This window comes from Bradyrhizobium liaoningense, assembly GCF_018130825.1.
Lineage (GTDB): Bacteria > Pseudomonadota > Alphaproteobacteria > Rhizobiales > Xanthobacteraceae > Bradyrhizobium > Bradyrhizobium liaoningense_B.
The window spans coordinates 182,016-205,681 of sequence record NZ_JAFCJS010000002.1; the positions used below are offsets into that span (position 1 = coordinate 182,016).

At 62.3% G+C, this 23,666-nt stretch carries 22 protein-coding genes; 16 read left to right on the forward strand and 6 right to left on the reverse strand.

Annotation, left to right across the window (positions count from 1 at the left end; genetic code table 11):
* Positions 1 to 33: 33 nt before the first annotated feature.
* The 6 genes from pxpA to JQ603_RS09440 form a co-directional block, all read right to left on the reverse strand.
* On the reverse strand, positions 34 to 762 hold the full coding sequence (gene pxpA / locus JQ603_RS09415) for a 5-oxoprolinase subunit PxpA (RefSeq protein WP_212338620.1): 729 nt from the start codon (positions 760 to 762) through the stop codon (positions 34 to 36).
* A gap of 84 nt (positions 763 to 846) precedes the next feature.
* On the reverse strand, positions 847 to 2,034 hold the full coding sequence (locus tag JQ603_RS09420; RefSeq protein ID WP_212338621.1) for an ABC transporter substrate-binding protein: 1,188 nt from the start codon (positions 2,032 to 2,034) through the stop codon (positions 847 to 849).
* A 31-nt stretch (positions 2,035 to 2,065) separates the two neighbouring features.
* Positions 2,066 to 3,139 carry a branched-chain amino acid ABC transporter permease gene (locus JQ603_RS09425; RefSeq protein WP_212338624.1) on the reverse strand — a complete coding sequence of 358 codons (1,074 nt, stop codon included), beginning with the start codon at positions 3,137 to 3,139 and terminating at the stop codon, positions 2,066 to 2,068.
* Between the two features lie 3 nt (positions 3,140 to 3,142).
* Positions 3,143 to 4,057: a branched-chain amino acid ABC transporter permease gene (locus JQ603_RS09430; protein ID WP_212338627.1), complete on the reverse strand. Its 915-nt coding sequence runs from the start codon at positions 4,055 to 4,057 to the stop codon at positions 3,143 to 3,145.
* Positions 4,058 to 4,060: 3 nt separating this feature from the next.
* Positions 4,061 to 4,783: an ABC transporter ATP-binding protein gene (locus JQ603_RS09435; RefSeq protein ID WP_212338630.1), complete on the reverse strand. Its 723-nt coding sequence runs from the start codon at positions 4,781 to 4,783 to the stop codon at positions 4,061 to 4,063.
* Positions 4,780 to 5,553, reverse strand: coding sequence for an ABC transporter ATP-binding protein (locus JQ603_RS09440; RefSeq protein WP_212338633.1), 774 nt, complete (start codon positions 5,551 to 5,553; stop codon positions 4,780 to 4,782). Before JQ603_RS09440 ends, JQ603_RS09435 begins: the two co-directional genes overlap by 4 nt.
* Positions 5,554 to 5,653: 100 nt before the next feature.
* Here JQ603_RS09440 and JQ603_RS09445 point away from each other — a divergent pair, with 100 nt between their 5' ends.
* The 16 genes from JQ603_RS09445 (at position 5,654) to JQ603_RS09520 (ending at position 23,660) form a co-directional block, all read left to right on the forward strand.
* Positions 5,654 to 6,574, forward strand: a complete 921-nt coding sequence (locus tag JQ603_RS09445) for a LysR substrate-binding domain-containing protein (protein ID WP_212338635.1) — start codon at positions 5,654 to 5,656, stop codon at positions 6,572 to 6,574.
* Positions 6,575 to 6,912: 338 nt separating this feature from the next.
* The gene (locus JQ603_RS09450) at positions 6,913 to 8,496 is read left to right on the forward strand and encodes an ABC transporter substrate-binding protein (RefSeq protein ID WP_212338637.1); all 1,584 of its coding nucleotides are present in this window, start codon (positions 6,913 to 6,915) and stop codon (positions 8,494 to 8,496) included.
* A gap of 73 nt (positions 8,497 to 8,569) precedes the next feature.
* Entirely contained in the window at positions 8,570 to 9,550 is a 981-nt protein-coding gene (locus JQ603_RS09455) for an ABC transporter permease (protein ID WP_212338639.1), read from the forward strand.
* A gap of 13 nt (positions 9,551 to 9,563) precedes the next feature.
* Positions 9,564 to 10,484 (forward strand): ABC transporter permease, encoded by a 921-nt coding sequence (locus JQ603_RS09460; protein ID WP_212338640.1) that lies wholly within the window; start codon positions 9,564 to 9,566, stop codon positions 10,482 to 10,484.
* Positions 10,481 to 12,322, forward strand: a complete 1,842-nt coding sequence (locus JQ603_RS09465; RefSeq protein ID WP_212338642.1) for an ABC transporter ATP-binding protein — start codon at positions 10,481 to 10,483, stop codon at positions 12,320 to 12,322. The genes JQ603_RS09460 and JQ603_RS09465 overlap by 4 nt, the downstream gene beginning before the upstream one ends.
* Positions 12,323 to 12,389: 67 nt before the next feature.
* Positions 12,390 to 13,151 (forward strand): DeoR/GlpR family DNA-binding transcription regulator, encoded by a 762-nt coding sequence (locus JQ603_RS09470; RefSeq protein WP_212338644.1) that lies wholly within the window; start codon positions 12,390 to 12,392, stop codon positions 13,149 to 13,151.
* Entirely contained in the window at positions 13,144 to 14,424 is a 1,281-nt protein-coding gene (locus JQ603_RS09475; protein WP_212338646.1) for a Zn-dependent hydrolase, read from the forward strand. The genes JQ603_RS09470 and JQ603_RS09475 overlap by 8 nt, the downstream gene beginning before the upstream one ends.
* On the forward strand, positions 14,421 to 15,386 hold the full coding sequence (locus JQ603_RS09480; protein WP_212338649.1) for a phosphotransferase: 966 nt from the start codon (positions 14,421 to 14,423) through the stop codon (positions 15,384 to 15,386). The genes JQ603_RS09475 and JQ603_RS09480 overlap by 4 nt, the downstream gene beginning before the upstream one ends.
* 18 nt (positions 15,387 to 15,404) lie before the next feature.
* Positions 15,405 to 16,340 carry a choline/ethanolamine kinase family protein gene (locus tag JQ603_RS09485; protein ID WP_212338652.1) on the forward strand — a complete coding sequence of 312 codons (936 nt, stop codon included), beginning with the start codon at positions 15,405 to 15,407 and terminating at the stop codon, positions 16,338 to 16,340.
* Positions 16,340 to 17,128 (forward strand): histidinol-phosphatase, encoded by a 789-nt coding sequence (hisN, locus tag JQ603_RS09490; RefSeq protein ID WP_212338658.1) that lies wholly within the window; start codon positions 16,340 to 16,342, stop codon positions 17,126 to 17,128. The genes JQ603_RS09485 and hisN overlap by 1 nt, the downstream gene beginning before the upstream one ends.
* Positions 17,129 to 17,133: 5 nt before the next feature.
* Positions 17,134 to 18,525 carry an ethanolamine ammonia-lyase subunit EutB gene (locus JQ603_RS09495; RefSeq protein WP_212339962.1) on the forward strand — a complete coding sequence of 464 codons (1,392 nt, stop codon included), beginning with the start codon at positions 17,134 to 17,136 and terminating at the stop codon, positions 18,523 to 18,525.
* A gap of 1 nt (position 18,526) precedes the next feature.
* Positions 18,527 to 19,318 (forward strand): ethanolamine ammonia-lyase subunit EutC, encoded by a 792-nt coding sequence (gene eutC / locus JQ603_RS09500; protein WP_212338660.1) that lies wholly within the window; start codon positions 18,527 to 18,529, stop codon positions 19,316 to 19,318.
* A gap of 787 nt (positions 19,319 to 20,105) precedes the next feature.
* Positions 20,106 to 21,440, forward strand: a complete 1,335-nt coding sequence (locus JQ603_RS09505; protein WP_433996634.1) for an ABC transporter substrate-binding protein — start codon at positions 20,106 to 20,108, stop codon at positions 21,438 to 21,440.
* Between the two features lie 101 nt (positions 21,441 to 21,541).
* Positions 21,542 to 22,501, forward strand: coding sequence for a carbohydrate ABC transporter permease (locus JQ603_RS09510; protein WP_212338665.1), 960 nt, complete (start codon positions 21,542 to 21,544; stop codon positions 22,499 to 22,501).
* Positions 22,498 to 23,451 carry a carbohydrate ABC transporter permease gene (locus tag JQ603_RS09515; protein WP_027557138.1) on the forward strand — a complete coding sequence of 318 codons (954 nt, stop codon included), beginning with the start codon at positions 22,498 to 22,500 and terminating at the stop codon, positions 23,449 to 23,451. The genes JQ603_RS09510 and JQ603_RS09515 overlap by 4 nt, the downstream gene beginning before the upstream one ends.
* Positions 23,448 to 23,660 carry a hypothetical protein gene (locus tag JQ603_RS09520; RefSeq protein WP_212338668.1) on the forward strand — a complete coding sequence of 71 codons (213 nt, stop codon included), beginning with the start codon at positions 23,448 to 23,450 and terminating at the stop codon, positions 23,658 to 23,660. Before JQ603_RS09515 ends, JQ603_RS09520 begins: the two co-directional genes overlap by 4 nt.
* Positions 23,661 to 23,666: the final 6 nt, after the last annotated feature.

Here is a 23,666-nt window from a genome sequence, read left to right on the forward strand (position 1 = left end):
TGATGTCCGTGCTTGGGCTCTCGGTGCGCCGGCTCAGGGCGCGGTCAGATAGGGGCGGACCGCCTCGCGAACCGCCTCGGCGATGGCGACGGCGTTGGGGGTATCGGAGTGGATGCAGATTGAATCGGCGCCGACCACAATGTCGTTTCCTGCCACGGAGCGTGTCTTGCCTTCATTGACGGCTCTTGCGCAGCGGGAAGCCGCGTCGGTCGGATCCTTGGCCTCGTGCTCGCGCGTGATGATCAGGCTGCCGTCGGCATTGTAGTCGAGATCGGCGTAGTACTCGGCCACGAAGGTATGGCCACGCCGTTCGTAGACTTTCTGGTGCAGTGTGCCCTTCATGCCGAGCAATGGCACCTTATAGACGTCGGCAGCGTCCGCCACCGCCTCGGCGATCTCTTCGTTGCGTGAGGCCATCCCGTAGAGCGCACCATGCGGCTTGATGTGATTCAGCGCCATGTTCTCAGCATCCAGAAACGCCTTGAGTGCGCCGATCTGATAGAGCAGGCAATTGGCCAGCTCCTCACGGCTGATCTTCATTTCCCTGCGACCGAACCCCTGCAAGTCCGGCAGCGAGGGGTGCGCGCCGACCTTGACGCCGAACTCCTTGGCTAGCCGCACGGTCTTGCGCATGTGGTTGAAGTCCGAGGCATGAAAGCCGCACGCGACGTTCGCGACGTCGATGTGAGGCATCAGTGCCTTGTCGTCGCCCATCTTGTAGAGGCCGTAGGCCTCGCCCATGTCGCAGTTGATCACGACCATCTCCTAATTTCCTCCCAACAGCGCTTGCGTCGATCCGAGGTGAAACCTCCCGGGGGCTCGCCCCTCGGGAGGCGCGTTGTCGGCTTACTTGGACACCAGATAATCCAGCGGGATCTTTTCCGAGATCGTCCACTGATCGATTACGCGCGGCTTGCCGGCTTCCGTATCGACGATCAGGTAACGGCCCTGGTTCTGGTGGTGAATGTCCTTGGTGAACGTGCGCGGTCCGAACAGCGTCGGTTCGCTGGTCATCTTCTCGAGCTCGGCTACCACAGGCGCTGCCTCGGTCGACTTGGCGCGTTCGACCGCTTTGGCCCAGACGTCGATCAGGACATAGCCCGGATAGACATATTGGCTGGACGGATCACCGCCGGTGACTTCCTTATACTTCTTGTTGAACTCGTTGACCTTCGGGTTCGGATCGTCGCCGTAGACGGAGCCCTGCACGGGAACATAGAAGTTTGACAGGTCCGGCACGGCGTTCAGCCAATAGCTGCCGTCGACGCCGGATCCGTTGACGATCATCGACTTGATGCCGGCGGCGCGGATCTGCTTGATGGCGGAGACGGCGCCCGGCATCATCGTGCAGAGCATGATTGCGTCGGGCTCCTTCGGCAGGCTCTTGATGCGCGTGATCTGCGAGGCGATCGAGGCGTCATCGTTCTTGAAGGTGTCGCTGCCGGCGAGCTTGGCTTCCTTCAGGCGTGGCAGCATCCAGTCGAAGCCGTCGCAGATTCCCTTGTTGTAGACGGTCCAGCTATCGAGCAGACGGTAAAAGGTACGTGCGTTCTTCTTTTCGTAGGCCCATTCCGCCATGGTTGCGCCCTGCACGGCCGCGAGCACCGACGCCGAGAACGAGAAGGGGCCCACGCCGGGAATGCCGGCCTTGATGGACTCAGCGCACAGGAAGAAGGAGACCTTTCCGGCGGCCTGTGCCTGGAGGGCCGCGGGCGCGCCGAAATCATAGTCACAGGAGACGATGACCAGGTCGGCGCCCTGGTCGAGCACGGCGAGGCCGGCCTTGGCGCCCTCGGCCTGATCGGTCTTGGTGTCGGCGAAGACGGGCTTGATCTTCTTGCCAAGCAGGCCGCCGGCCTTGTTGATCTCGTCGATCCGGATCAGCGCCGCATCCTGTGCCGGCTTGTCGTAGGCCTGCATGAAGCCGGATGCGGCCGTCGCGAATCCGACGACGATTTCGTTGGCCGCCTGGGCGGGGGTGAACCAGAGCGCGGATGCTCCGGCAAGAACGCCGAGTATTGATCTGAAACGCATGAGCCACTCCTCTAATTTGTGCGAAAGGACGTCAGTTCAGTTCCTTGAGGGCCGTCTGGGCGGGGCGCGCCAGGCGCCGCTGCAAGGGCCATCCGCGCCAGCGGAATTCCAGGTTGCGCGTCAATCCCGTCGGCAGGTACATCAAGATGGCGATCGTGACGATGCCGATCGCTATTTCCTGGACGCCGTTCGGAAGCGCAATCATGTGACCGCCGAAGCCGACGCCCTTCTCGAGGTTGCGGAACAGCTCGATCAGCACCGACATCGCGACCACGCCGACGACCGCGCCGCTGAGGCTATACATGCCGCCGACCACCAGCATCGACAGGGTGATGAAGGTCGTTCGGAGATAGAATGCGCCCGGATTGACGATGCTCAGGAAATGCGCGTAGAGCGCACCGGCAAGGCCGATGATGAACGCGCTGACGACGAAGGCGATCAGGCGTTCACGAACGATATCAATGCCGGAGGCGCTCGCCGCGATCGCTTCGTCACGTGTGGCACGCAGCGCCAGCCCCGAGCGCGAGATCGCATAGAGATAGGCGATTGCGATGGCGACCGCCGCGCCGATCCATCCGGTCCAGACGTTCATAGTAGGGGGGATGCCGACGATCGAGCCTTGGCCACCGGTGACGGAATCCCAGTTCGAATAGATGTTGTTGACGACACCGAGCAGACCGAAGGTCGCGATCGAGGCGGCAATGCCCGACAGGCGCATGATGATGCGCCCGACGATCAATGCGATCAGCGCCGCGAAGAGTCCGGAGATCGGTGTCGCGATCCACATCGGCAATTGCGTATGCAGCAGCCAGCCGGGAAGTCCCTTGAGCGTGATCGACTTCATCACCGGCGGGATGGTCAGCCACGCGGTCATGTAGGCGCCGAGGCACATGAAGCTGATGTGTCCGAACGACAGCAGGCCGGAATTGCCGACGAACACGTAGAGGCCGACGACGATCATGATGTTGATGAACATCTCGACGATCGTGCGGTTGAAGGGCCGGCTGCCGAAATAATAGGTGAGGGCAGCCGCGACGAGCAGTGCCGCGATCAGCACGATCGGCGTGACGATCGTTTGCCGGATGACGGAGGGCCGCTGCGACATCGATCAGACTCTCTGCTTGGCGGATTTCGGCGCGAACAGGCCCTGCGGCCGCACCAGAAGGACGACGATGACCGCGCCGTAGACGAAGGCGTCGCGGAACACGCGCGCATCGTGCGGCAAGGTGGCCTGGAACACGACGCTCGCCGCACCGATCAGAAAGCCGGCGGCAACGGCGCCGGGAATGCTACCGAGGCCGCCGATCACGGTTGCGATGAACGCGATCAGCATCACGTTGGCGCCCATGCCGATGTCGGCGGTGCCGGAATTGGTGGCGAGGATCAGGCCGATCGCGGCTGCCAGCATGCCGCTGATGGCGAAGGCGAACAGTATCACCCCGTTGGCGCGGACGCCGAGCATGCGCGCCATGGTGAAATTTTCGGCTGCTGCACGCATTTCCAGGCCATAGCGGGTGCGCTTCAGGAACAGCACCAGCGCGGCAAGAACGATCAGCGTGATGACGATGGTCACGACCTGGAGTATCGGGATGTGGGCGCCCAGGAATTCGACCGGCAGGCCGAGGCTCGGCCACAGCGTGACCGATTTCGGCCGGCTCGAATACAGCATCAGCAGGAGGTGGCGGATGACGAAGCCGAGCGCGAATGACGCGATCATCATCGTCGCCGGATTGGCGTTGCGGAAGCGGCGGAAGACGATGAGCTCGGACAGAACCGACAGCGCAGCGCCGATCAGCAGCAGGAGCGGAATCAGCAGGTAGGACGGCAGTTGGCCGGCAAACACGATCGCCGCCGCATCGGTCGACGGCCACAGCATGGCGAACACGCAGAAGGCGATGAAGTCTCCATGCGCGAAGTTGACGAGCCGCATCACGCCGAAAATCAGCGCGATGCCGAGCGCGCCGAGAGCATAGAGGCTGCCGAGGCTCAGCGCGTCGAAGACGACCTGGAGGACCGCTGTCATCTGTCAATGGTCTCCGAAGCCGAAATAGGCCTGCTTCAGCCGGTCGTCCTTGACCATGTCGGCGGCCGCACCCTCGAGTACGATACGGCCGCCCCGGATGAGAACCATCCGTCCGCCCGTCATGAGGGCACGCGTCGAGCTCTGCTCGACAATCAACAGGGTAAGCTTGCGCTGGGCGCGCAGCCGTACCAGGATCTCGTAGACTTGGTCGATGATCTTCGGCGCAAGGCCGAGCGAGGGCTCGTCGATCGCCATGATGCGGGGCGCGGCCATCAAGGCGCGACCGATGACGAGCATCTGTTGCTGGCCGCCGGAGAGCATCCCTGCCGGAGTATGGCGGCGCTCGGCCAGCATCGGGAATTCCTCGTAGACAGAGTCGAGGTCGTCGGCAATCTTCCTGCGGTCAGTCCGCATGCCGGTACCGACCTTCAGGTTTTCCTCGATCGTCAGACCGCCGAAGACGCTGCGCCCTTCGGGCACCAGCGAAAAGCCGCGTCGCGCGATATCCTCTGGCGAGGCGCCGGTTACCTTCGCGCCGTCGACGGTGATGGAGCCCGATGCCGGCGGCACGACGCCGGCGATGGCGTTGAGCAAGGTCGACTTGCCCGCGCCGTTCGGGCCGGTCACGAACAGGACCTCGCCCTCATCGATATTGAGCGTGACGCCGCGCAGGGCCGTCAGGCGCCCATAGCTGACCGTGATGTCGTTGACCGCGAGCAGCGTCATGACGCAACGGCCTCTTCGGCGGCAATCGGCGGAATCAAGTCGTCGCGCCGCGTGCCCATATAGGCGTGCCGCACCTCGTCGCTGCTGCGAATTTGCGCGGGAGGGCCGACTTCGATGATCTGTCCGGAATCGAGGACGAAGATGCGTTCGCAGAGTTCGAGAACGAGGCCGATATTGTGTTCGATCAGAAGCACGCCGACGTTCAGCTCTCGGGCGATCCGCCGGATGATGGCGGCCAGATCGTGGCTCTCGTGCTCCGACATTCCTGCTGCGGGCTCGTCGAGCAGGAGGTAGCGCGGCGTGCACATGATGGCGCGGCCGATCGCAACGCGACGTTCGTCCGTGTAGGGCAGGGCGCCCGCGACGGTGTTGGCGAGATGAGAAATGCCGAGCCAGGCCATGACGCGATCGGCTTCGGCGATCGCGTCGCGGCGGGTCTGGCCAAGGCCGACGCCGGTCACCTCAAGGTTGTCGATGACCGGGAGATCACGGAAAAGTCGACCTGATTGGAATGTGCGTGCAACACCCGTTTGTCTGAGCTTGTGCGCCGCAATGCCGTTGATCGGCTCGCCCTCCAGTTCCAAGGTGCCTGCACCGACCGGTTGGAAACCCGTGAGCACATTAATAAGGGTGGTCTTGCCGGCGCCGTTGGGACCAATCAGGCCGGTGATGCGCCCGCGCGGCACGGCAAGGGTCACGTCGAACAGCGCTTTCAAGCCTTCGAATTGGACGCTGACTTTGCGAGCGACCAACTCCAAGCCATCGGACATCTATCAGCGCCTTCTCACCCAAAAACCGATGGATTGATTTTTCCGTTCCACCGGGGGATTGTAAAATTCGAAATATCGTTCACTGATATCGGAAATTTTGATGTCTCTGACGTTCCGTCAGGTTCGGCACTTTATTGCAACGGCCGAGACAGGGCGGGTGTCGGCTGCGGCGGCAGCTCTGAACGTGACGCAGTCGGCAGTCACGGCGTCCATCAAGGCGCTCGAAGCCGAGCTCGGGCGCAAATTATTCGATCGTCACTCAAACGGCGTGACGCTGACCTTTGACGGACAGGAGTTCTTGCAGCGCGCCCGGGCGATCGAGGCCAGTGTGTCGGACGCGATGCGGGGCCCGCATCGCTGGGGATCACAGGTCGACGGAACGGTCGACGTGGCGGTCAGCTATACGATCGCCGGATATTTCCTGCCGCCACTGTTGTCGCGCTTCTGGCGATCCTTCCCAGGGATCACGGTGCGTCTGCACGAGTTTCAGCGCGATGCGATCGAGCAGAGCCTGATCAGTGGCAGCGTCGATGCGGCGGTGATGCTTGTCTCCAACCTGCATGACCGCCTCTCTATCCGTTCGCGACTGTTGCTGCGCTCGCCGCGCCGCCTGTGGACATGCGCCAATCATCCGCTGCTCCGCAGGGATAGTATCAGGCTGGAAGATCTGGCGAGCGAACCCTATCTGATGTTGACCGTCGACGAGGCCGAGCGCTCCGCCATGCGCTACTGGCAGCACACGGCACGCGTTCCGAACGTCATCTTCCGGACCCTGTCGGTCGAAGCCGTTCGCAGCATGGTGGCGACCGGCATGGGAATCACCATTCTCTCGGATATGGTTTACCGCCCCTGGTCGCTCGAGGGACATCGCATCGATCTCAAGACGGTCGATGATGATGTTCATACCATGGATGTCGGGCTCGCCTGGAAAAGTAACGCAGAGCTGTCGCCGGCGGCTCGTGCGTTCTGCGAGTTCGTCGCTCATTCCTATCCCGGATCGGAACCGGTCCAGTTTGACTGACCGGGGCGCTAGGTGGAGCGTCGTTGCAACGGGCTCGCGCGACGATCATCTGCAATCCGTCACGGATCTCAGTGTAGCTTGAATCACTCATCGTGAGTGGGGCCGGCTCCGACACACCGATAGCGGCCCGGCGTGCGTGCGATCGCACGGGTCTGGGTGGAGAGTCCGCAGCAGACCGATATTGCCCAAGTCCCGGACCATAAGAGAGGCACTTTGCCTCAAGATCGGTCAAAAACCACAAAAAGAGCGACGAAGATCACGCTGAAATCCTCTTGGCACACCTTCTGCATGACCGTTTTGACCGATTGGTCGGTTGCACCAAGAAAAGGGGAATATCGATGTATCCGAAATTTGATCGCCGCCAGCTTTTGAAGGGGGTGGCGGGAGCTGCGGTCGCCGCGGGCTATATGCAGATCAATCCGGACTTTTTCCTGTCGGTGGCGCACGCGCAGGCCGGCAAGGTCATGACGTTCCTGTCGGCCGAGAACATCACCGGCAATTGGGACCCGACGGCCCATACGACCCTGTCGCAGAAGAATATCGAAGGCTTCGTGATGGGCTTTCTTACCCGCACGCCGATGAAGCTCGAGAACCCGGGCGAGGTCATCTATGAGCTCGCAACCGACATCAAGCTGCTCGATCCCAATCGCCTGCAGATCAAGCTGCGCGAGGGCGTGGTGTTCCACGATGGCAAGCCGTTCAAGGCGGAGGACGTCAAGGCCACCTTTGAATACGGATCCAAGCCCGACCGCCCGGCACAATGGTATCCCGGCCCCAGCGAAACGCTGAAGATCGAGACGCCTGATGACTATACCGTCATCGTCGATACGTCGAAGGGCGGCTACCCCGCGCACCTCTTCATGTTCCTCGCGGCCTTCCTGCCGATTATGTCGGCAAAGGACATCGCAGCCGGGCCCGGCGGCCCGCTCTCGCAGCGTCTTAACGGCACGGGTCCGTTCAAGTTCGTCGAGCAGCGCGGCAACGATACCGTGATGAAAGCCTTCGACGGCTATTTCAAGGGAAAGCCGGCGATCGCGGGCATCGACTTCACCTTCACCGGCGACTCCACGACCCGCATGCTCTCGCTGATGAACGGTCAGGCCTCGATCGTCGAGCGGCTGGAGCCGGAGCAGGTCGATACGGTCAAGGGCAACGCCAACATCCGCATCAACCGCGTGGTGTCCGTCGAGAACAAATATCTCTGGTTCCGCTGCTCGAAGCCGCCCTTCAACGACCCGCGTATCCGCCTTGCAGCGTGTCATGCGATCAACCGCGAGCTCATTCTGGAGGTGCTGGGTTCGGCGGGCCATGCGTCCTCGAATTTCGTCTCTCCAGTGAAGTTCGGCTATATCGACCTCGAAAACTACCCGAAGTTCGATCCGAAGAAGTGCCAGGCGCTGCTCGCCGAAGCCGGCTTCCCGAATGGCAAGGGGTTGCCGCCGCTCGAATACATCACGTCGGTAGGCTTCTATCCCAAGACCAAGGAGTACGGCGAGATCGTCACAGCGATGCTCAACGAGCAGGGTTTCAATGTCAGCCTGACCGTGCTCGAGCCTGCTGCCTGGAACGAGCGGTTGTATCATCGTCCGGGCGGCGGTCCCGGCCACATGGTGGATTGCGGATGGTCGACCGGCTCTCCCGAACCCGATCTGATTCTGCGCACGCATTTCCACTCCTCCTCGCATCGCATCTGCGGCATCGAGGATCCGGCGATCGATGCAAGTCTCGACAAGGAGCGCAGCGCTCCCACGCTCGAAGAGCGGAAGAAGATCCTCCAGACCGAGACGATGCCCTTGCTGGCCTCGAAGATGCCGGCGCTTTCGCTCTTCACCTCAGTGATGATTCACGCGATGCAGAAGGAGTTCGAAGGTCTTTATATTTATCCGGATGGATCGATGGACGCCTCCAAGCCCGTCGCCTGATGATCATGGATGGCCGCCGCGTGCCGCACTCGTGCGGTGCGCGGTTTGGTACGCTTCTTACGGAGCTCGGAAGATGTTCGTCCTGAATTTCCTGCTGCGTCGTCTGGCTCAGGGCGTCTTGATCATATTTCTGGTCTCGCTGCTGATCTTCACGTTGCTCCGGATCGTGCCGGGCGATCCCGTGCGCCTGATGGCGGGCGGAATGGCACCGGAAGCCCTGATCGAGAAGATTGCGGCCGACATGGGCCTGCGGGATCCGATCGTCGTCCAGTTCGGGCGGTACATGGGCGGCGTCGTGCGCGGCGATCTCGGCCAGTCCTTCGTGCGACCCGCCAACGGCGCCGCGACGGGCGGCGCGACCTTCAACGACACCACGCGTGGCGAGCGGGCGAAGGTCCTGAGCCTGATCCTGGAAGCCTTGCCCATGACCCTTCAACTCGCGGCGGTGACGCTCGTGATCGCGCTGCTCTTCTCCGCCGTGGTGGGAATTGCCGGTGGCCTTTCGGTCGGCCGATGGCCGGACAAGCTCGCATTCTACATCTCCTCGATCTTCATATCGCTGCCCAATTTCTGGCTGGGAATTGTTCTCGCGCTGCTGTTCTCGGTCAAGCTCGGCTGGTTGCCCGCAATCGGATACAAGGGGTTTGCCTATACGATCCTGCCGGCGATCGTGCTCGCGGTCGAGCTGTCGCCGGTTCTGATCCGGACGCTGGTCAGCTCTGTGTCGGCGCAGATGACAGAGCCCTATGTCGCTGTCGGGCATGTGCGCGGTCTCAGCCGGGGACGCATCATCGCCAACCATGCGCTGCGCAACGCCTCGGTGCCGCTGCTCAATCTGCTCGGGATTCAGTTCTCGAGCCTGCTCGGAGGGGTGATCATCGTCGAATACATCTTCGACTATCCGGGGCTCGGCCTGCTGACCATCAATGCGGTGCTCCAGCGCGACTTTCCGCTGATCCAGGGGATCGCCATCGTCACCAGCGCCATCTTCGTGCTGATCAACATCGTCGTCGACCTCGTTGCCACCGCCGTGGATCCAAGGCTCGAATATTAGGGCTTGAATATTGATGTCCGTCGCTACCGCCACCGCTGCGCCGATCTTGCGTAAGCAAGCCCAACGCTCCATTGCCCGGCGAATCTTCGATCGGGCGGCCTCTACGCCAGGGTTTCGGGTCGGCCTCGGAATCTTCGTCGTGCTTGCGCTCGCAGCCGCGTGCTATCCGGAGCTGAGCGGCCTTGACCCGACCAAGATGGATGTCAAGGCCCGCCTGCTGCCGCCGCTGTTTCTTGGCGGCAATTGGAGCTGGGCTCATCCGCTCGGCACCGACCAGATCGGTCGTGACATGCTGGTACGCTCGCTCGTCGGCCTGCGCTATTCGTTCCTCATCGGCGTTGCCTCGGTCATCGTCATGCTGGCGATCGGATGCGCGCTGGGCACGATTGCTGGGTATTTCGGCGGGCGCACGGACGCCGTCATCATGCGCCTGACCGACGCGCAGCTCTCGATCCCGATGATCATTCTCGCGATTTCCGTTCTTGGCGTCTCCCGGCCGACCATTCCGGCTATCATCCTGGTGCTCGGGGTATCCAACTGGCCGGTCTATGCGCGCATCATGCGCAGCATCGTGATGACCGAGCGGCAGCGCGAATATGTCCGCGCTGCGAAGATCGGCGGTTCGACCGATGTCCGGATCATCCTGACGCTGCTGCTTCCCCTGCTGCTGCCGCCGGTGCTGTTCACCTCGGTCCTGGATGTGGCGCGTATGATGATCTTCGAATCGACGCTCGGCTTTCTCGGGCTCGGTGCGCAGCCGCCGACGCCGACATTCGGCAACATCATTGCCGACGGACGCAAATATCTGCTCAACGCCTGGTGGATCGCCACCATGCCGGGCCTCTTCCTCGGATTGACGCTGACCAGCATCAATCTGATCGGCGCCTCCCTCGAGCGCGCGCGCAACACGATCCACGGGGGAGTGGAAGGATGACGCGACCGCTTCTCGCTCTCACGAACGTCACGATCGCCGCCGGTCGCTCGGCGACCGCGAAGGTCCTCCTCGACGGCGTCTCGCTGAGCCTTGCGCCGCGCGAGATCGTCGGTGTGGTCGGTGCCAGTGGCTCCGGCAAGACCGTGCTCTCCAAGGCCGTGGTCAACTGGCTCGAGCCGCCGCTGACGAAGCGGTCGGGCGAGGTGCTGTTCGAGGGGCAGGACATCTATGCCATGAGCGGCGCGGACATGCGCGTTCTGCGTCAGCGGATTTCCTACGTCGGCGCCAATCCGATGGGGGCACTCGATCCCACTCTGCCGGTCGGCGCCCAGATCGTGGAGAAGATGCGGGCGGTCGTGCCCGGGGTGTCGCGGCGGACGGCCGAAAGCCGTGTGATCGAACTGTTGGACGCCGTGCGTATTCCCTCGGCACGCAACCGCTTTCACGACTATCCCGCACAATTCTCGGGCGGCATGATGCAGCGCGCGCTGATCGTGGATGCGCTGGTGACCAACCCGGCACTCCTGGTGGCCGACAACGTCACCCAGCCCCTGGACGTCACGGTCGCCGCCCAGGTGATCCGGCTGATGAAGGAATTGACGACGAGCTTCGACACGGCCGTTCTGTTCGTCTCATCGTCGCTGCCAGTGGCTCGCGAAGCCTGTACGCGGATCCTGGTGATGGACGAGGGGCGCATTGTCGAGGAGCAGTCTACCGAAGATCTGGTCGAAAGGCCGGTGTATCCCTACACGCGCGAGCTCGTGCGGCAGACGCCGAAAATCTGGGGCGAGGCCGTCCCGGCGCCCCGCCATGACGACCAGCGGGAGGTGGTCCTCAGCCTGCGCGATGCCTCGCAGAGCTACAAGGTCAGGAAGAAGACCGGGTTTGGCGGGGTTAATCTTGTTCGTGCCGTCCGCAACGTCACCTTCGACATCCGCCGCGGCGACAGCTTCGCCATCGTCGGTGAATCCGGCTGTGGAAAATCGACCCTGATGCGGCTTCTGTGCAGGCTCGAACTGCCGAGCTCGGGGCAGATCCTCTGTGCAGGCAAGGATATCGCGGCGCTCAGGGGCCGGTCGCTGCTCGAATTTCGCGGGAAGCTCCAGATGGTGCTACAGGATCCCTTCGGTTCGCTGCCGCCGCGGACGGCGGTTGGAAGGATGCTGGAGGGACCGCTGCGGACGCACGGCTGGCGCGACGACGCCAGAATTCGCGAGCGCGTTCTGAAGGTGATGGGGGAGGTGGGCCTGCCGGCCGAACTCTACGGCGAGCTTCCGCTGGGCCTCAGCGCGGGACAACGGCAGCGCATCAACGTCGCCCGCGCGCTCGTCCTCGAGCCGGAAATCCTGATCATGGACGAAACGCTGTCAGCCCTGGATCAGGCGGAGCAGTTCAAGCTGCTCGACCTGTTCGAGAAGCTCCAGAAGGAATACGACCTGACCTACATCTTCATCTCGCACGATCTCGCGATGGTCAGGAAGGCTTGCAATCGCGTCGCCGTGATGTATCTCGGCGAGGTCTTCGAGCTCGCCGACAATGAGCGTCTCTTCTTTGATCCCGGCCATCCCTATACGAAGGCCCTGCTGAGCGCGATGCCGACACTGGAGCCGCGCCGCTACCGGCCGGAGGAGTGCCTGCTCGAGGGCGAGCCGCCGAGCCCGCTGGATATCCCTGTCGGCTGCAGCTTCCGATCACGTTGCCCGCAGGCCATGAACAAATGCGGCCGTCTTCAACCGAGCCTGACGGTGCGTGAGCGGCAGGATTTCGCCGCTTGCCACCTCGTCCTGCCGCCATCGGCATCGGGAGGCCTCGGTGAGGTGGGCACGACCGCGCCATGAGACGGATCGTGAGCAGGAATACGCGCCAGGAAGCGGCCGGCAGTGCCGCGACATGCGGGGAACGTCCATGAGCTTTACGGAGCATCGGCTCGAGCTGATCCGCGATCTGTTGCGGCAGAAGCAGCGGGTCCACGTCAAGGACCTCGTCGACCAGCTCAAGGTCAGCCAGGAATCGATCCGGCGTGATTTGAGGGAGCTCGAGACGCAGGGGTTTGCCCGGCGCGTCTATGGCGGCGCCGTGCTCGATCGGCAGGAGAGTGACCAGCCCTTCGCCGAGCGCCTGCGCGTCGGCGCGAGGGAAAAGGCACGGATCGGCGAGGCCGCTGCGGCGCTCGTCAGTGACGGCATGAAGATCTTCATCGACGAAGGCACCACGGCGCTTGCCTGCCTGAAGCATCTTGAGACCCGCAAGGACCTTACGATCGTGAGCAACTCGCTGGCGGTTGCCGCCCATTTCTACTACGCGCCGACGCCTAGCGTTCGCGTGCTGGGCGGGCGGCTACGGCCGGACTATCAGGCGACGTTTGGTCCTGAGACGGTGGCAGCAATGAAGGAGCACTTCTTCGATCTCGCCATCATCGCGATCAGCGCGGTTCATGCCGAGCGCGGATTCATGGACTATGGCGAGGACGAGGCGATCATCCGCCGCGTCGCGCGCGCTCAGGCGAAACGTTCGGTCATCGTCGCGGACAGCTCCAAGTTCGGCCGCCTCGGCTCGATCCATACGTTTGGCCTGCAGGACGTGCATGGCGTGGTCACGGGAGGCAGCCTGACCAAGGACTTCTCCGAGCAATTTCTCAAATCCCACGTGGAAATCATCTATGCCTGACATCAACTCCGTGCGCGCCCCAATCAACCCATCGCGCTTGCAGGCGATGATGGACGAACTCTCGACGTTCGGCGGCGGCCCCGACGGGTCCATGACACGCCTGGCCCTCTCGAAGGAGGACGGCGCGGCGCGCGATTGGCTCGGGCGCTGGTTTGCCCGGAGCGGGTTCAACCAGGCGGTCGATGGCATGGGTAATCAATTCGGGAGCCTGTCGCTCGCCGGCGCCAATGCGCCGGTGGTGATGGTCGGATCTCACATCGACAGCCAGCCCAACGGTGGCCGTTTCGACGGAGCTCTCGGCGTCGTCTCGGCCTGCGAGGCCGTGCTTGCCGTGTCGGAACGGCTGAAGGCGGAGAAGAAGCTCCCCGTCTGCAACTTTCAGGTGGTGAACTGGACCAACGAGGAGGGCGCGCGTTTCCAGCCGAGCCTGTTGGGAAGCAGCGTCTTTGCCGGTGCTCTGGAGCGCGAATGGGCGCTCGACCGCAAGGACGGTGACGGCGTGACCGTGCGGGAATCCCTTGCGCAGATCGGCTATGCCGGCAAGGACAGTGTGGCGAGGCCGAGCGCGCTGATCGAGCTTCACATCGAGGGCGACAAGGCGCTGTTCGAAGCCGATGAAAAGTTTGGCATCTTCACCCGCTTCTGGGGCGCCACCAAATATCGTCTCGCCTTCCTGGGCCGGCAGGCCCATACGGGGCCGACGCCGATGGCGCAGCGCAAGGACGCGTTGCTGGGCGCCGCTTACCTCATTGCGGATCTGAAGCGGATCGCCGCCGAACACGGCCTTGATCTGCATACGTCGGTCGGCCGCCTCGAAGTGTTTCCAAATTCGCCCAATACCGTTCCGTCCGAGGCCGTCCTCTTCATCGAACTGCGTTCGGGATCACCCGAGGTTCTCGCCGAGGCCGAACGAAAGATGGAGTTGGGAATTGAAGCCGCCGCGGAGAAGGCTGGGGTGACATTCGAGGTGAGGGCGATCGATCGGCGCAAGGCCGGCCGATTTGCCAAAGGGCTGGTCTCGCTTGCGGAGCGAACGGCCGCGGGGTTCGGTGAAACGGCGCGTCATCTCGATACGATCGGCGGTCATGATGCCGTGGCGCTGTCCGCCGTCTGCCCCTCGATCGTTCTGGCGGTCCGCTCGCGTGACGGCGTCATCCACCACCCGACCGAGTTCACGAGCGCCGCAGACCAGGCCTTTGGAGCGCAGGTCCTCGCCGACATGCTGTATGCGATGGCCAGCGAAGGGCTGCCGGCAAATGAGGCTGCGGCATGAAAAAGCTTGGTCATCCCAATACGGCTGCGGAGGAGCGCGCCGAGCGGGCAATCCGGAACATGTCGGTCATCGACGCGAACAAGGCAACGTACGCGGTGTCCGCGTTCCCAGTGGCCTCGCCGTCGTATCATGCGGTCGAGTCGACGACATTCAACGTCGCGCCTGACGGCAATGGCGCAAATCTCCTCCTTCGACTTGCGAACGACGAGGTCGCCGAATTGGTCGACGACGACGTGGCCTTTGTGGCGGCACAACGCCTTCACGGCCTGGGCCTGTCGCCGCCGCCGGTCGCGCGTGTGCCGGCTGAAAGGGCCGTGCTGTTTTCTCGCCTCGACGAGGGCTGGCGTACGGCCAAGATCGACGATCTGATGCAAGAAGACGCGGTCGTCCGGCTGGTTGAGATGCAGAAGACGATTGCCGCAGGAGAACCGCTGGGACGCCCCTGGTCTGTTTTCGACGGCATCGACCGGCTTTGGCCGTTGATCTCGACGTCAGGCGCGGTGCTCCCGGGCGATGTGAACTGGATGCTGGCCTGGATGATCTCTATCCGGGAGGCGATCTCTGCGTCCGGCGTCGAGCTGAGGCCGGCACATGGCGACCCGCAATCCTCCAACGTGATGCTTGGACCGGACAAGGCCCTGATGCTGGTCGATTTCGATATGGCCGGCGACATCGACCCCTATTATCAACTGGGCGTTCAGATGAACGAGCTCTATCAGTTCGAGAGCTGGATGAAGCCACTGCTGGAGATGCATGATGGCCGGTTCTGCGAGAAGGCATTCAATCGATGCCGGCTCTATGCCGCCGCGGACGATCTTTACTGGGCGCTCCGCAGCCTGCTGCAGGATGTGCGTTCACCGCTGCAGGGCGTCGAATTCCTGAAATATGCATCGTGGCGCTTCCTGCGATGCCGGATGCTGCTTGGGCATCCCGGCTTCGAAGAGCGCGTGCGGTCTCTCTAGTGAAGATGGGGCAAGGTGATGATGGAGATGGGATCTGGCCGATCCGATGCTGAACGAACGCTGGAGGCGGCCATCGTTGGGGTGGAAGTCTGGAAGGGATCTCGTCTGACTTACAGGCCGGTGTCGGGCGGTATCAGCAACACCAATTTTCGTGTCACAGTCGAAGGCGACCCGGTCGGATATTTCGTCAAGATACCCGGTCGCGGCACCGAGATGTTCATCGATCGCCGCGCGGCCCGGGCCGCAAGCAAGCAGGCGGAGATGATGGCGGTCGGGCCGCGGACCTTCGATTATCTCGACCACCTCGACATTGAGGTGTCCGAGTTCCTCGATGATCGCCGGGCTTCGACCCATCGCGACTGCGTCGATCCGCTGTTTCGCGCCAACGTGGTCAGGATGTACCGCCGCTTTCACGAAGGCGAGCCGCTTCCGCTGACCAAGACCGTGTTCGACATGATCGACGAGCACTATGAGCAGGTGAGACAGCTCGGTGGCTACTCTCCGGAAGATCACGTCTGGCTTCAACGTCAGTACAGGCAGGCGCGTGCGGCGCTTGAAGCTGCCGGGCTCGATCTCGTGCCCTGCTTCAATGATCCGATGCCGGGGAATTTCCTTGTCGGGGAAGATAGATCGATCAAGCTGATCGACTTCGAATACGCGTCCAACAACGAGAGGCTCTATGATCTCGCCATCTGGAGCGGGGAACACTTCTTCTCAGAGGATATCGAACAGGAGATTATCGAGGAGTATTTCGGCTCTTACCGCAAGCAGTGGCACGCGCGCTTTATCGTTCACAAGGCACTCGCCGACATCAAGTGGAGCACCTGGGCGATGGTGCAGAACCGCATCTCGACACTGGACTTCGACTTCTACAAATATGGCGTCTGGAAGCATATGCGGGCCCGCTCCATCATCTACGACCCGCGATGGCCGCTGTTCTTGAAGGCGCTGTGATGGCTCACCCCGCCGTCGCGGCTGATGACGCCGACGTCTACCTGTCCTTCGCCGCCGAACTGGCGGATTTGGTCAGGCCCACTGTGCTGTCCTATTTCCGTACGCCGCTGGACGTCGTTTCGAAGTCGGATGACAGCCCCGTGACGATTGCCGATCGCACCGTCGAGCTTCGTCTCAGGGAGAGGATCGAGGAGCGCTTTCCGGAACACGGCATCATCGGTGAGGAGATCGGGGGCAAGCCGGGGGGCGCCTTCACCTGGATCGTGGACCCCATCGACGGCACCAAGAGCTTCATCACCGGCTTTCCCCTGTTCGGAACGCTGATTGCATTGACCTGTGAGGAGCAACCGTTCTGCGGCCTGATCGATATTCCCTTCACGGGGGAGCGGTGGATGGCGCGGCCGGGGCTGTCGCTGTTCGGTGGTCGATTGGCGCGAACCAGCGCGTGCAAGAATATCGCAGACGCGCGATTCTACACGACTTCGCCCGATATGTTCGCCGGCGGCGATGCCGAGGTGTTCGAGCGGATCTCGAGAGCCGCGAGATTGCGCCGCTTCGGCGGAGACTGTTACATCTATGGCCTGCTTGCATCGGGACATTGCGACATCGTTCTGGAGACGGGTCTCCAGCCGCATGACTACATGGCGCTGATTCCCATCGTGCAAGGCGCCGGCGGGTGTATCACCGACTGGACCGGACGACCGCTCACGATTCGCTCGGAAGGGCATGTCTTGGCGGCCGCTACGCCGAGGCTCCATGCGGAAGCACTTGCGCTGATCGGCAGGTAGCGCTCATGCCGTACAAGACGACCATCGACGGGACGGTTTTCGGCTTCTCCGACCTGAGGGAGCTGCTGGCCAAGGCGACGCCAGAGCGGTCGGGCGACCAGCTTGCGGGCATCGCCGCGAACGGTCCGGTCGAGCGGCTTGCCGCGCAAATGGCGCTCGCAGACCTCCCGCTGAAGACCTTTGTCGCCGAGGAGATCATTCCGGCCGAGACAGACGAGGTCTCGCGCCTCATCATGGAACGCCATGATCCGGCGGCCTTTGCGATCGTCTCGTCGCTGACGGTCGGTGAATTTCGCGAATGGCTGCTCAAGCCGGAGACGGCGCAGCGGCAGCTGGAGGCCGTGGCCCCCGGTTTGACGCCGGAGATGGTGGCGGCGGTGTCGAAGATCATGCGGCTGCAGGACCTGATTTCCGTCGCGTCCAAGCGGGAGGTGGTCACGCGGTTCCGCTCGACCATCGGCCTCAAGGGACGTTTGTCGACGCGCAATCAGCCAAATCATCCGACCGACGATTCCCACGGCATTGCTGCGTCGGCGATCGATGGCCTCCTGATGGGCTCAGGCGACGCCGTGATCGGCGTCAATCCGGCGACCGATACGGTGGACGACTATATCCGCATCGTCTCGCTACTGGATGAGCTGCGCATGCGCCTTTCGATTCCGACACAGACGTGTTGCCTTGGCCATGTGACGACGGCGATGAAGGCGATTGCGGCGAAAGCACCCGTGGATCTCGTATTCCAGTCAATCGCGGGGTCGCAGAAGGCCAATGAGGGATTCGGCGTCAGCCTGTCGCTGTTGCGGGAATCTCATGAGGCCGTACGCGGTCTCGCTCGCAGCGCGATCGACGCCAACCTGATGTATTTCGAGACCGGGCAGGGGGCGGCCCTGTCGGCAGAGGCGAATTTCGGTGTCGATCAGCAAACCATGGAAGCCCGCGCCTATGCTGTTGCGCGCGAGTTCAGCCCTCTTCTCGTCAACACCGTGGTCGGATTCATCGGGCCGGAATACCTCTTCAACGGCAAGCAGATCATCCGCGCGGGCCTCGAAGATCATTTCTGCGGCAAGTTGCTCGGCCTGCCGATGGGCGTAGACGTCTGCTACACCAACCATGCCGATGCTGATCAGGAAGACATGGATGCGTTGCTGACGCTGCTATGCGCGGCCAACGTTAATTTCGTCATCACCGTGCCGGGCGCCGACGACGTGATGCTGAACTATCAGTCGCTCGCACATCATGATGCGGTCTATTGCCGGGAGGTCCTGAAACGGCCGCCGGCGCCGGAATTCGAGCGATGGCTCCTTGACGTCGGGTTGACCGATGGCGCCGGTCGACTTCTGGAGGCATCTCCGAGGCTCGCGGACTATATGGCAGACGCCCGGCAGTTGGGGAGGTGACATGACGGACGAACTCGATCGAGGGCCGACGGCGTCGCTCGATCTCCGGGGAATGACCCAGGCGCGGGTCCTTCTCGGCCGTTTCGGTGCGGGGCTGCCGACGCGTGCGGCGCAGTCGTTCCTGCTCGACCATGCGCGCGCGCGGCAGGCGGTTTGGTCAGAGGTTGATTGGGTCTCGGTTCGCGACGGATTGATCGATCTGGAGCTGGGAATTGTCGAGGTGGAAAGCCAGGCTGGAGACCGCGCTATCTATGTTCGTCGGCCGGACCTCGGCCGGAAACTCTCGTTGCAAGCGGCGGACCGTCTCACCGGCGCCCGCTCGGACCATGACATCTTGATCGTCGTAGCTGACGGATTGTCTGCCCGCGCAATCGACACAAACGCCGTACCGTTGGTGCGAGCCGTCGTTGGGCTGCTTTCGGCACGGCGGCTTTCCATCGCGCCCCTGGTTCTGGCATCGCAGGCGCGTGTCGCGCTCGGTGATCCCATTGCGGAGATCGTGGGTGCGCGGATCTCCATCGTGATCATCGGCGAGCGGCCCGGCCTGTCGGCGGCCGACAGCGTCGGGATCTATGTGACTTGCTCGCCGCGGCCAGGAACACCCGATTCGAGAAGGAATTGCATGTCCAACATCCGCGATGGCGGGCTCACAATCGGTCATGCGGCGGATGGAGTGGCGTCGCTGGTTGCGCATATGCTGAAAACGGGCATCAGCGGAGTTGGACTGAAGGATGCATCGTGGGACTTCTGCGCGTTCGACAGCAGCTCCGGGGCATCAGCTTTGATGGAGTAGTCCTTGTTTGGCCGTAACTGGCTCAAACTCGCTGATGGTGGGTTGCGAACGCGCCAGCTAGCCGACTTGAGCCCCGTAAAGGTCGGCATTGCGTGTGCACTCCGCCCCGATTTCGGGTGTGCGCGCCGTGTGCACCGGGAGATCAAGAAAATCTTGCAGCAACCGACGTGAACAAGCTCTCCGGAGTGGGCGAAGCGAGTCCCAAAAGTGGCTCCGCGACGAGTTGCATAGAGGCCCTCTGTAGATCTCAGCGAAGTTTGCGCCAACATCGATGCGGGAGCGTTCGCTACAATCTCCGGCGCCCTCTCTCGCTGCTCGCGAAGTACATTACATCGGTGTCCACGCGGCCGACCTTACCGACGGCTACGCAGCTGTGGGCGTAGCGCAGCCACACTCAAGTCGAGCGTTGACTCCAGCACGTTGCTCACTGGCCGATGCCATTCATCTAAAGCTATGAAGCTCACTATCATCACCTGGACCTGGCGATCGCCCTTGCTCCGTCGACGCTCCGGCTTGTCCGCAACAGCGATCAGTTCGTGACGAGAAAATTGCAATCGACCGAGCGGACGACCAGCCAAACTGCACTTGCAATGTTTAGTAAATCGTGCCTTACTAAACAAATCGAGCCTGCCGGGCCTATAGAATCCGGGTGGCGCGAGGAAACGCAAGTTTAGTTGTTCAGCTCGTCATGGACTGTGTCGCTCTGCTCGAAGCATTCGAGCGGGTAGGAAAGCCGCGCCATCTCGATGGCCGGCGCACTCGGAGGGAACGTGCAATGAAACGAACGATGAAGACGCTTGTAGTGGCCTGCGGGGCTGTTGCCGCCGCGTTCGGCGTCGGAGCGGGCACCACGCCCGCGCAGGCGCAAGGCAAGACCATCACGCTGTGCTGGGCCGCATGGGATCCCGCCAACGCGCTGGTCGAATTGTCGAAGGACTTCACCGCCAAGTCGGGTATCGGTATGAAGTTCGAATTCGTGCCGTGGACCAATTACGCCGATCGATTCCTGAACGAACTCAATTCGCACGGCTCGCTGTGCGACCTCATCATCGGCGATTCACAATGGATCGGCGGCGCTGCGGAGAACGGCCAGTACGTCAAGCTCAACGATTTCTTCAAGAAGGAAGGAATCAGCATGGACGACTACATGCCGGCCACGGTGGTCGGCTATTCCGAGTGGCCGAAGAACACGCCAAACTACTGGGCGCTGCCGGCGATGGGCGATGCGGTGGGCTGGACCTATCGCAAGGACTGGTTCGCGCGGCCGGACGTGCAGAAGGACTTCAAGGCCAAGTACGGCCGCGAGATCGGCGTGCCGAAGACGCTCGATGAGCTCAAGGACATCGCGCAATTCTTCCAGGGCCGCGAGATCGACGGCAAGAAGGTCTACGGCGCCTCGATCTATACGGAGCGCGGCTCGGAAGGCATCACCATGGGCGTCTCGAACTACCTCTACGACTACGGCTTCAAATACGACGATCCGAAGAAGCCCTATGCGATGGATGGGTTCGTGAACTCGGCCAGCGCGGTGAAGGGGCTCGAGGCCTACAAGGAGCTCTACAAGTGCTGCACGCCGCCCGGCGCCTCCAACTCCTACATGTCGGAAGGGCTTGATGCCTTCAAGTCCGGCCAGGTCGCGCTGCAGATGAATTTTTTCGCGTTTTTCCCGGGCCTCTACAAGGACCCGAATGTCGGCGGCGACAAGATCGGTTTCTTCGTCAATCCGGCCGGTCCCGCAGCGCAAGCGACGCAGCTCGGCGGACAGGGTATCTCGGTGGTCTCCTACTCCAAGAACCAGGCCGAGGCGCTGCAATACATCAAGTGGTTCTCCGGCGGCGACGTCCAGAAGAAGTGGTGGGCGCTCGGCGGCTATTCCTGCGCCAAGTCCGTGCTGAACGACCCGAGCTTCCCGAACAGCGCGCCCTTCGCCAAGGAGTTCCTGCAGTCGATGGGAATGGTCGTCGACTTCTGGGCCGAGCCATCCTACGCCCAGCTGCTGCAAGCCGAGCAGAAGCGCGTACATGACTACGTGGTTGCCGACAAGGGCACCGCTCAGGAAGCGCTCGACGGTCTGGTGAAGGACTGGAAGGCGATCTTCAAGGAAGAAGGCAAGAAGTTCTGATGCAATCTGCCCGGAGCGCGTACGCTCGCGCTCCGGGTTTCCTTCGAGATGACCGGAATTCGTCGCAGTGTCGACGCCGGGTGTCAGGATCGGTTCACGCAATGAACGAATTGAGTGCCTCTTCGCGGATGACCTATCGGGCCGTCATGGTCGGGCCAGGCGTGGCGCGTCGTATCCGAGGTCTGTCGGACAGGACGCTCGCCTGGCTCTTCATCACGCCGACGATCGTGCTGCTGCTGGCGATCAATATCTTCCCGCTGCTCTGGACGATCTATCTGTCGTTCACGAACTACCGCGCGAACAGGGCCAACGTGCCGATGATCTGGCTGGGCGCTGACTGGTACCAGTCGATCCTGACCGATCCTGACATCTGGGCAGCGATGCAGGTGACCGCGCATTTCGTGATCTGGACGGTGGTGATCGAGACCATCCTCGGATTCGGCCTGGCCTACCTCATCGACAAGAAATTCCGCGGCCACGGCATGTGGACCACGATCATCCTGCTGCCGATGATGCTCTCGCCGGCCGTCGTTGGCAATTTCTGGACGTTCCTGTACCAGCCCCAGATCGGCCTGTTCAATTACGTCGTCGCCTTCTTCACGGGCCGCGCAGCCTCGTCCTTCCAGATGCTGGGCGACGTCACGCTGAGCCCCTGGGCCATCGTCATCGTCGATGCGTGGATGTGGACGCCGTATGTGATGCTGATTTGTCTCGCCGGCCTGCGTTCGATCCCCGATTACATCTACGAGGCGGCCGAGGTCGACCGCGCGTCGAAATGGCGGCAGTTCTGGTCGATCACGCTGCCGATGGCGCTTCCGTTCATCATGCTGGCCGTGCTCTTCCGCGGCATCGAGAATTTCAAGATGTTCGACATGGTCAATCTGCTCACCGGCGGCGGGCCGGGATCGACCACGGAAGTCGCTTCGATCACGCTCAAGCGGGCGGCGTTCGAGAGCTGGCGCACCGGCTATTCCTCGGCCTTCGCGATCATCCTGTTCGTGACGGTCTTCGGACTCGCTAACATCTATGTGAAGGCGCTGAACAAGGTGAAAAGCCGATGACATCAGCCACCACAGCCCATTCAGTCGTCGAGCCGTCGGCCACGACACGGCGCTTTGCCGGCTCGCTCGTCGTGCTCTACGCGATCATCACCATGATCCCGCTGGTCTGGATCATGCTCACCGCATTCAAGTCGCCTGACGATGCGATCTCCTATCCGCCGAAGGTGATGTTCAAGCCGTCGCTCGAAGGCTTCTGCAACCTGTTCACGACCCGCTCGCGCCAGACGCCGGAATTCATCCGTTCGCTCGGGCCGCCGCAAGGGCTGTGCGATGACATCGCGCGTAGCCGCAACATGGTTGTCGCCGGTCCCTCGAACTATGTGCCGCGCTTCGTCAATTCGTTGATCATTGCGTTCGGCTCGACCGTGCTCGCCGTTGCTTTGGGTACCCTCTCGGCCTACGGCTTCTCCCGGTTCCGCGTGCCGCTGAAAGATGACCTGCTGTTCTTCATCCTGTCGACCCGGATGATGCCGCCGATCGCGGTCGCGATCCCGATCTATCTGATGTACCGCACCATCGGCTTGTCGGACACCAGGCTCGGGATGATCCTGCTCTACACCTCGGTCAACGTCTCCCTCGCGGTCTGGCTGCTCAAGGGTTTCATCGACGAAATCCCGCGCGAATACGAGGAGGCGGCGATGATCGACGGATACACCCGCTTCCAGGCCTTCGTGAAGGTGGTGCTGCCGCAAGCCACCACGGGAATCGCGGCGACGGCGATCTTCTGCCTGATCTTCGCCTGGAACGAATACGCCTTCGCGGTGCTTCTCACCTCGGGCAACGCACAGACGGCGCCGCCATTCATTCCGATCATCATCGGCGAGGGCGGGCAGGACTGGCCCGCGGTGGCCGCCGGCACGACGCTGTTCTTGGTGCCGATCGTGGTGTTCACGGTCTTGTTGCGTAAGCATCTGCTGCGCGGCATCACCTTTGGAGCTGTCCGCAAATGAGTATCGACGCCACCCCCTCCATTGCGCGTCGCGGTCTTGCGGACCGTGTTCTGCGCCGCGGTCCGCTCGAAGCCGTGGCGACGACGATCATCGCTGCCGGTGTCGTGATGCTGATGCAGCCATTCTCACTGACACTTTATTCCTGGTCGTTTGCGACGACCCTGTTAGGCACGGTGATGTACACCATCGTGTCCAAGGTTCGGGAGTAGGGCGCG

Excerpts from the sequence above, each read along its gene's own strand:
- pxpA (WP_212338620.1), bottom strand. The coding sequence starts at position 762 with ATGGTCGTGATCAACTGCGACATGGGCGAGGCCTACGGCCTCTACAAG.
- JQ603_RS09420 (WP_212338621.1), bottom strand. The coding sequence starts at position 2,034 with ATGCGTTTCAGATCAATACTCGGCGTTCTTGCCGGAGCATCCGCGCTC.
- JQ603_RS09425 (WP_212338624.1), bottom strand. The coding sequence starts at position 3,139 with ATGTCGCAGCGGCCCTCCGTCATCCGGCAAACGATCGTCACGCCGATC.
- JQ603_RS09430 (WP_212338627.1), bottom strand. The coding sequence starts at position 4,057 with ATGACAGCGGTCCTCCAGGTCGTCTTCGACGCGCTGAGCCTCGGCAGC.
- JQ603_RS09435 (WP_212338630.1), bottom strand. The coding sequence starts at position 4,783 with ATGACGCTGCTCGCGGTCAACGACATCACGGTCAGCTATGGGCGCCTG.
- JQ603_RS09440 (WP_212338633.1), bottom strand. The coding sequence starts at position 5,553 with ATGTCCGATGGCTTGGAGTTGGTCGCTCGCAAAGTCAGCGTCCAATTC.
- JQ603_RS09445 (WP_212338635.1), top strand. The coding sequence starts at position 5,654 with ATGTCTCTGACGTTCCGTCAGGTTCGGCACTTTATTGCAACGGCCGAG.
- JQ603_RS09450 (WP_212338637.1), top strand. The coding sequence starts at position 6,913 with ATGTATCCGAAATTTGATCGCCGCCAGCTTTTGAAGGGGGTGGCGGGA.
- JQ603_RS09455 (WP_212338639.1), top strand. The coding sequence starts at position 8,570 with ATGTTCGTCCTGAATTTCCTGCTGCGTCGTCTGGCTCAGGGCGTCTTG.
- JQ603_RS09460 (WP_212338640.1), top strand. The coding sequence starts at position 9,564 with ATGTCCGTCGCTACCGCCACCGCTGCGCCGATCTTGCGTAAGCAAGCC.
- JQ603_RS09465 (WP_212338642.1), top strand. The coding sequence starts at position 10,481 with ATGACGCGACCGCTTCTCGCTCTCACGAACGTCACGATCGCCGCCGGT.
- JQ603_RS09470 (WP_212338644.1), top strand. The coding sequence starts at position 12,390 with ATGAGCTTTACGGAGCATCGGCTCGAGCTGATCCGCGATCTGTTGCGG.
- JQ603_RS09475 (WP_212338646.1), top strand. The coding sequence starts at position 13,144 with ATGCCTGACATCAACTCCGTGCGCGCCCCAATCAACCCATCGCGCTTG.
- JQ603_RS09480 (WP_212338649.1), top strand. The coding sequence starts at position 14,421 with ATGAAAAAGCTTGGTCATCCCAATACGGCTGCGGAGGAGCGCGCCGAG.
- JQ603_RS09485 (WP_212338652.1), top strand. The coding sequence starts at position 15,405 with ATGATGGAGATGGGATCTGGCCGATCCGATGCTGAACGAACGCTGGAG.
- hisN (WP_212338658.1), top strand. The coding sequence starts at position 16,340 with ATGGCTCACCCCGCCGTCGCGGCTGATGACGCCGACGTCTACCTGTCC.
- JQ603_RS09495 (WP_212339962.1), top strand. The coding sequence starts at position 17,134 with ATGCCGTACAAGACGACCATCGACGGGACGGTTTTCGGCTTCTCCGAC.
- eutC (WP_212338660.1), top strand. The coding sequence starts at position 18,527 with ATGACGGACGAACTCGATCGAGGGCCGACGGCGTCGCTCGATCTCCGG.
- JQ603_RS09505 (WP_433996634.1), top strand. The coding sequence starts at position 20,106 with ATGAAGACGCTTGTAGTGGCCTGCGGGGCTGTTGCCGCCGCGTTCGGC.
- JQ603_RS09510 (WP_212338665.1), top strand. The coding sequence starts at position 21,542 with ATGAACGAATTGAGTGCCTCTTCGCGGATGACCTATCGGGCCGTCATG.
- JQ603_RS09515 (WP_027557138.1), top strand. The coding sequence starts at position 22,498 with ATGACATCAGCCACCACAGCCCATTCAGTCGTCGAGCCGTCGGCCACG.
- JQ603_RS09520 (WP_212338668.1), top strand. The coding sequence starts at position 23,448 with ATGAGTATCGACGCCACCCCCTCCATTGCGCGTCGCGGTCTTGCGGAC.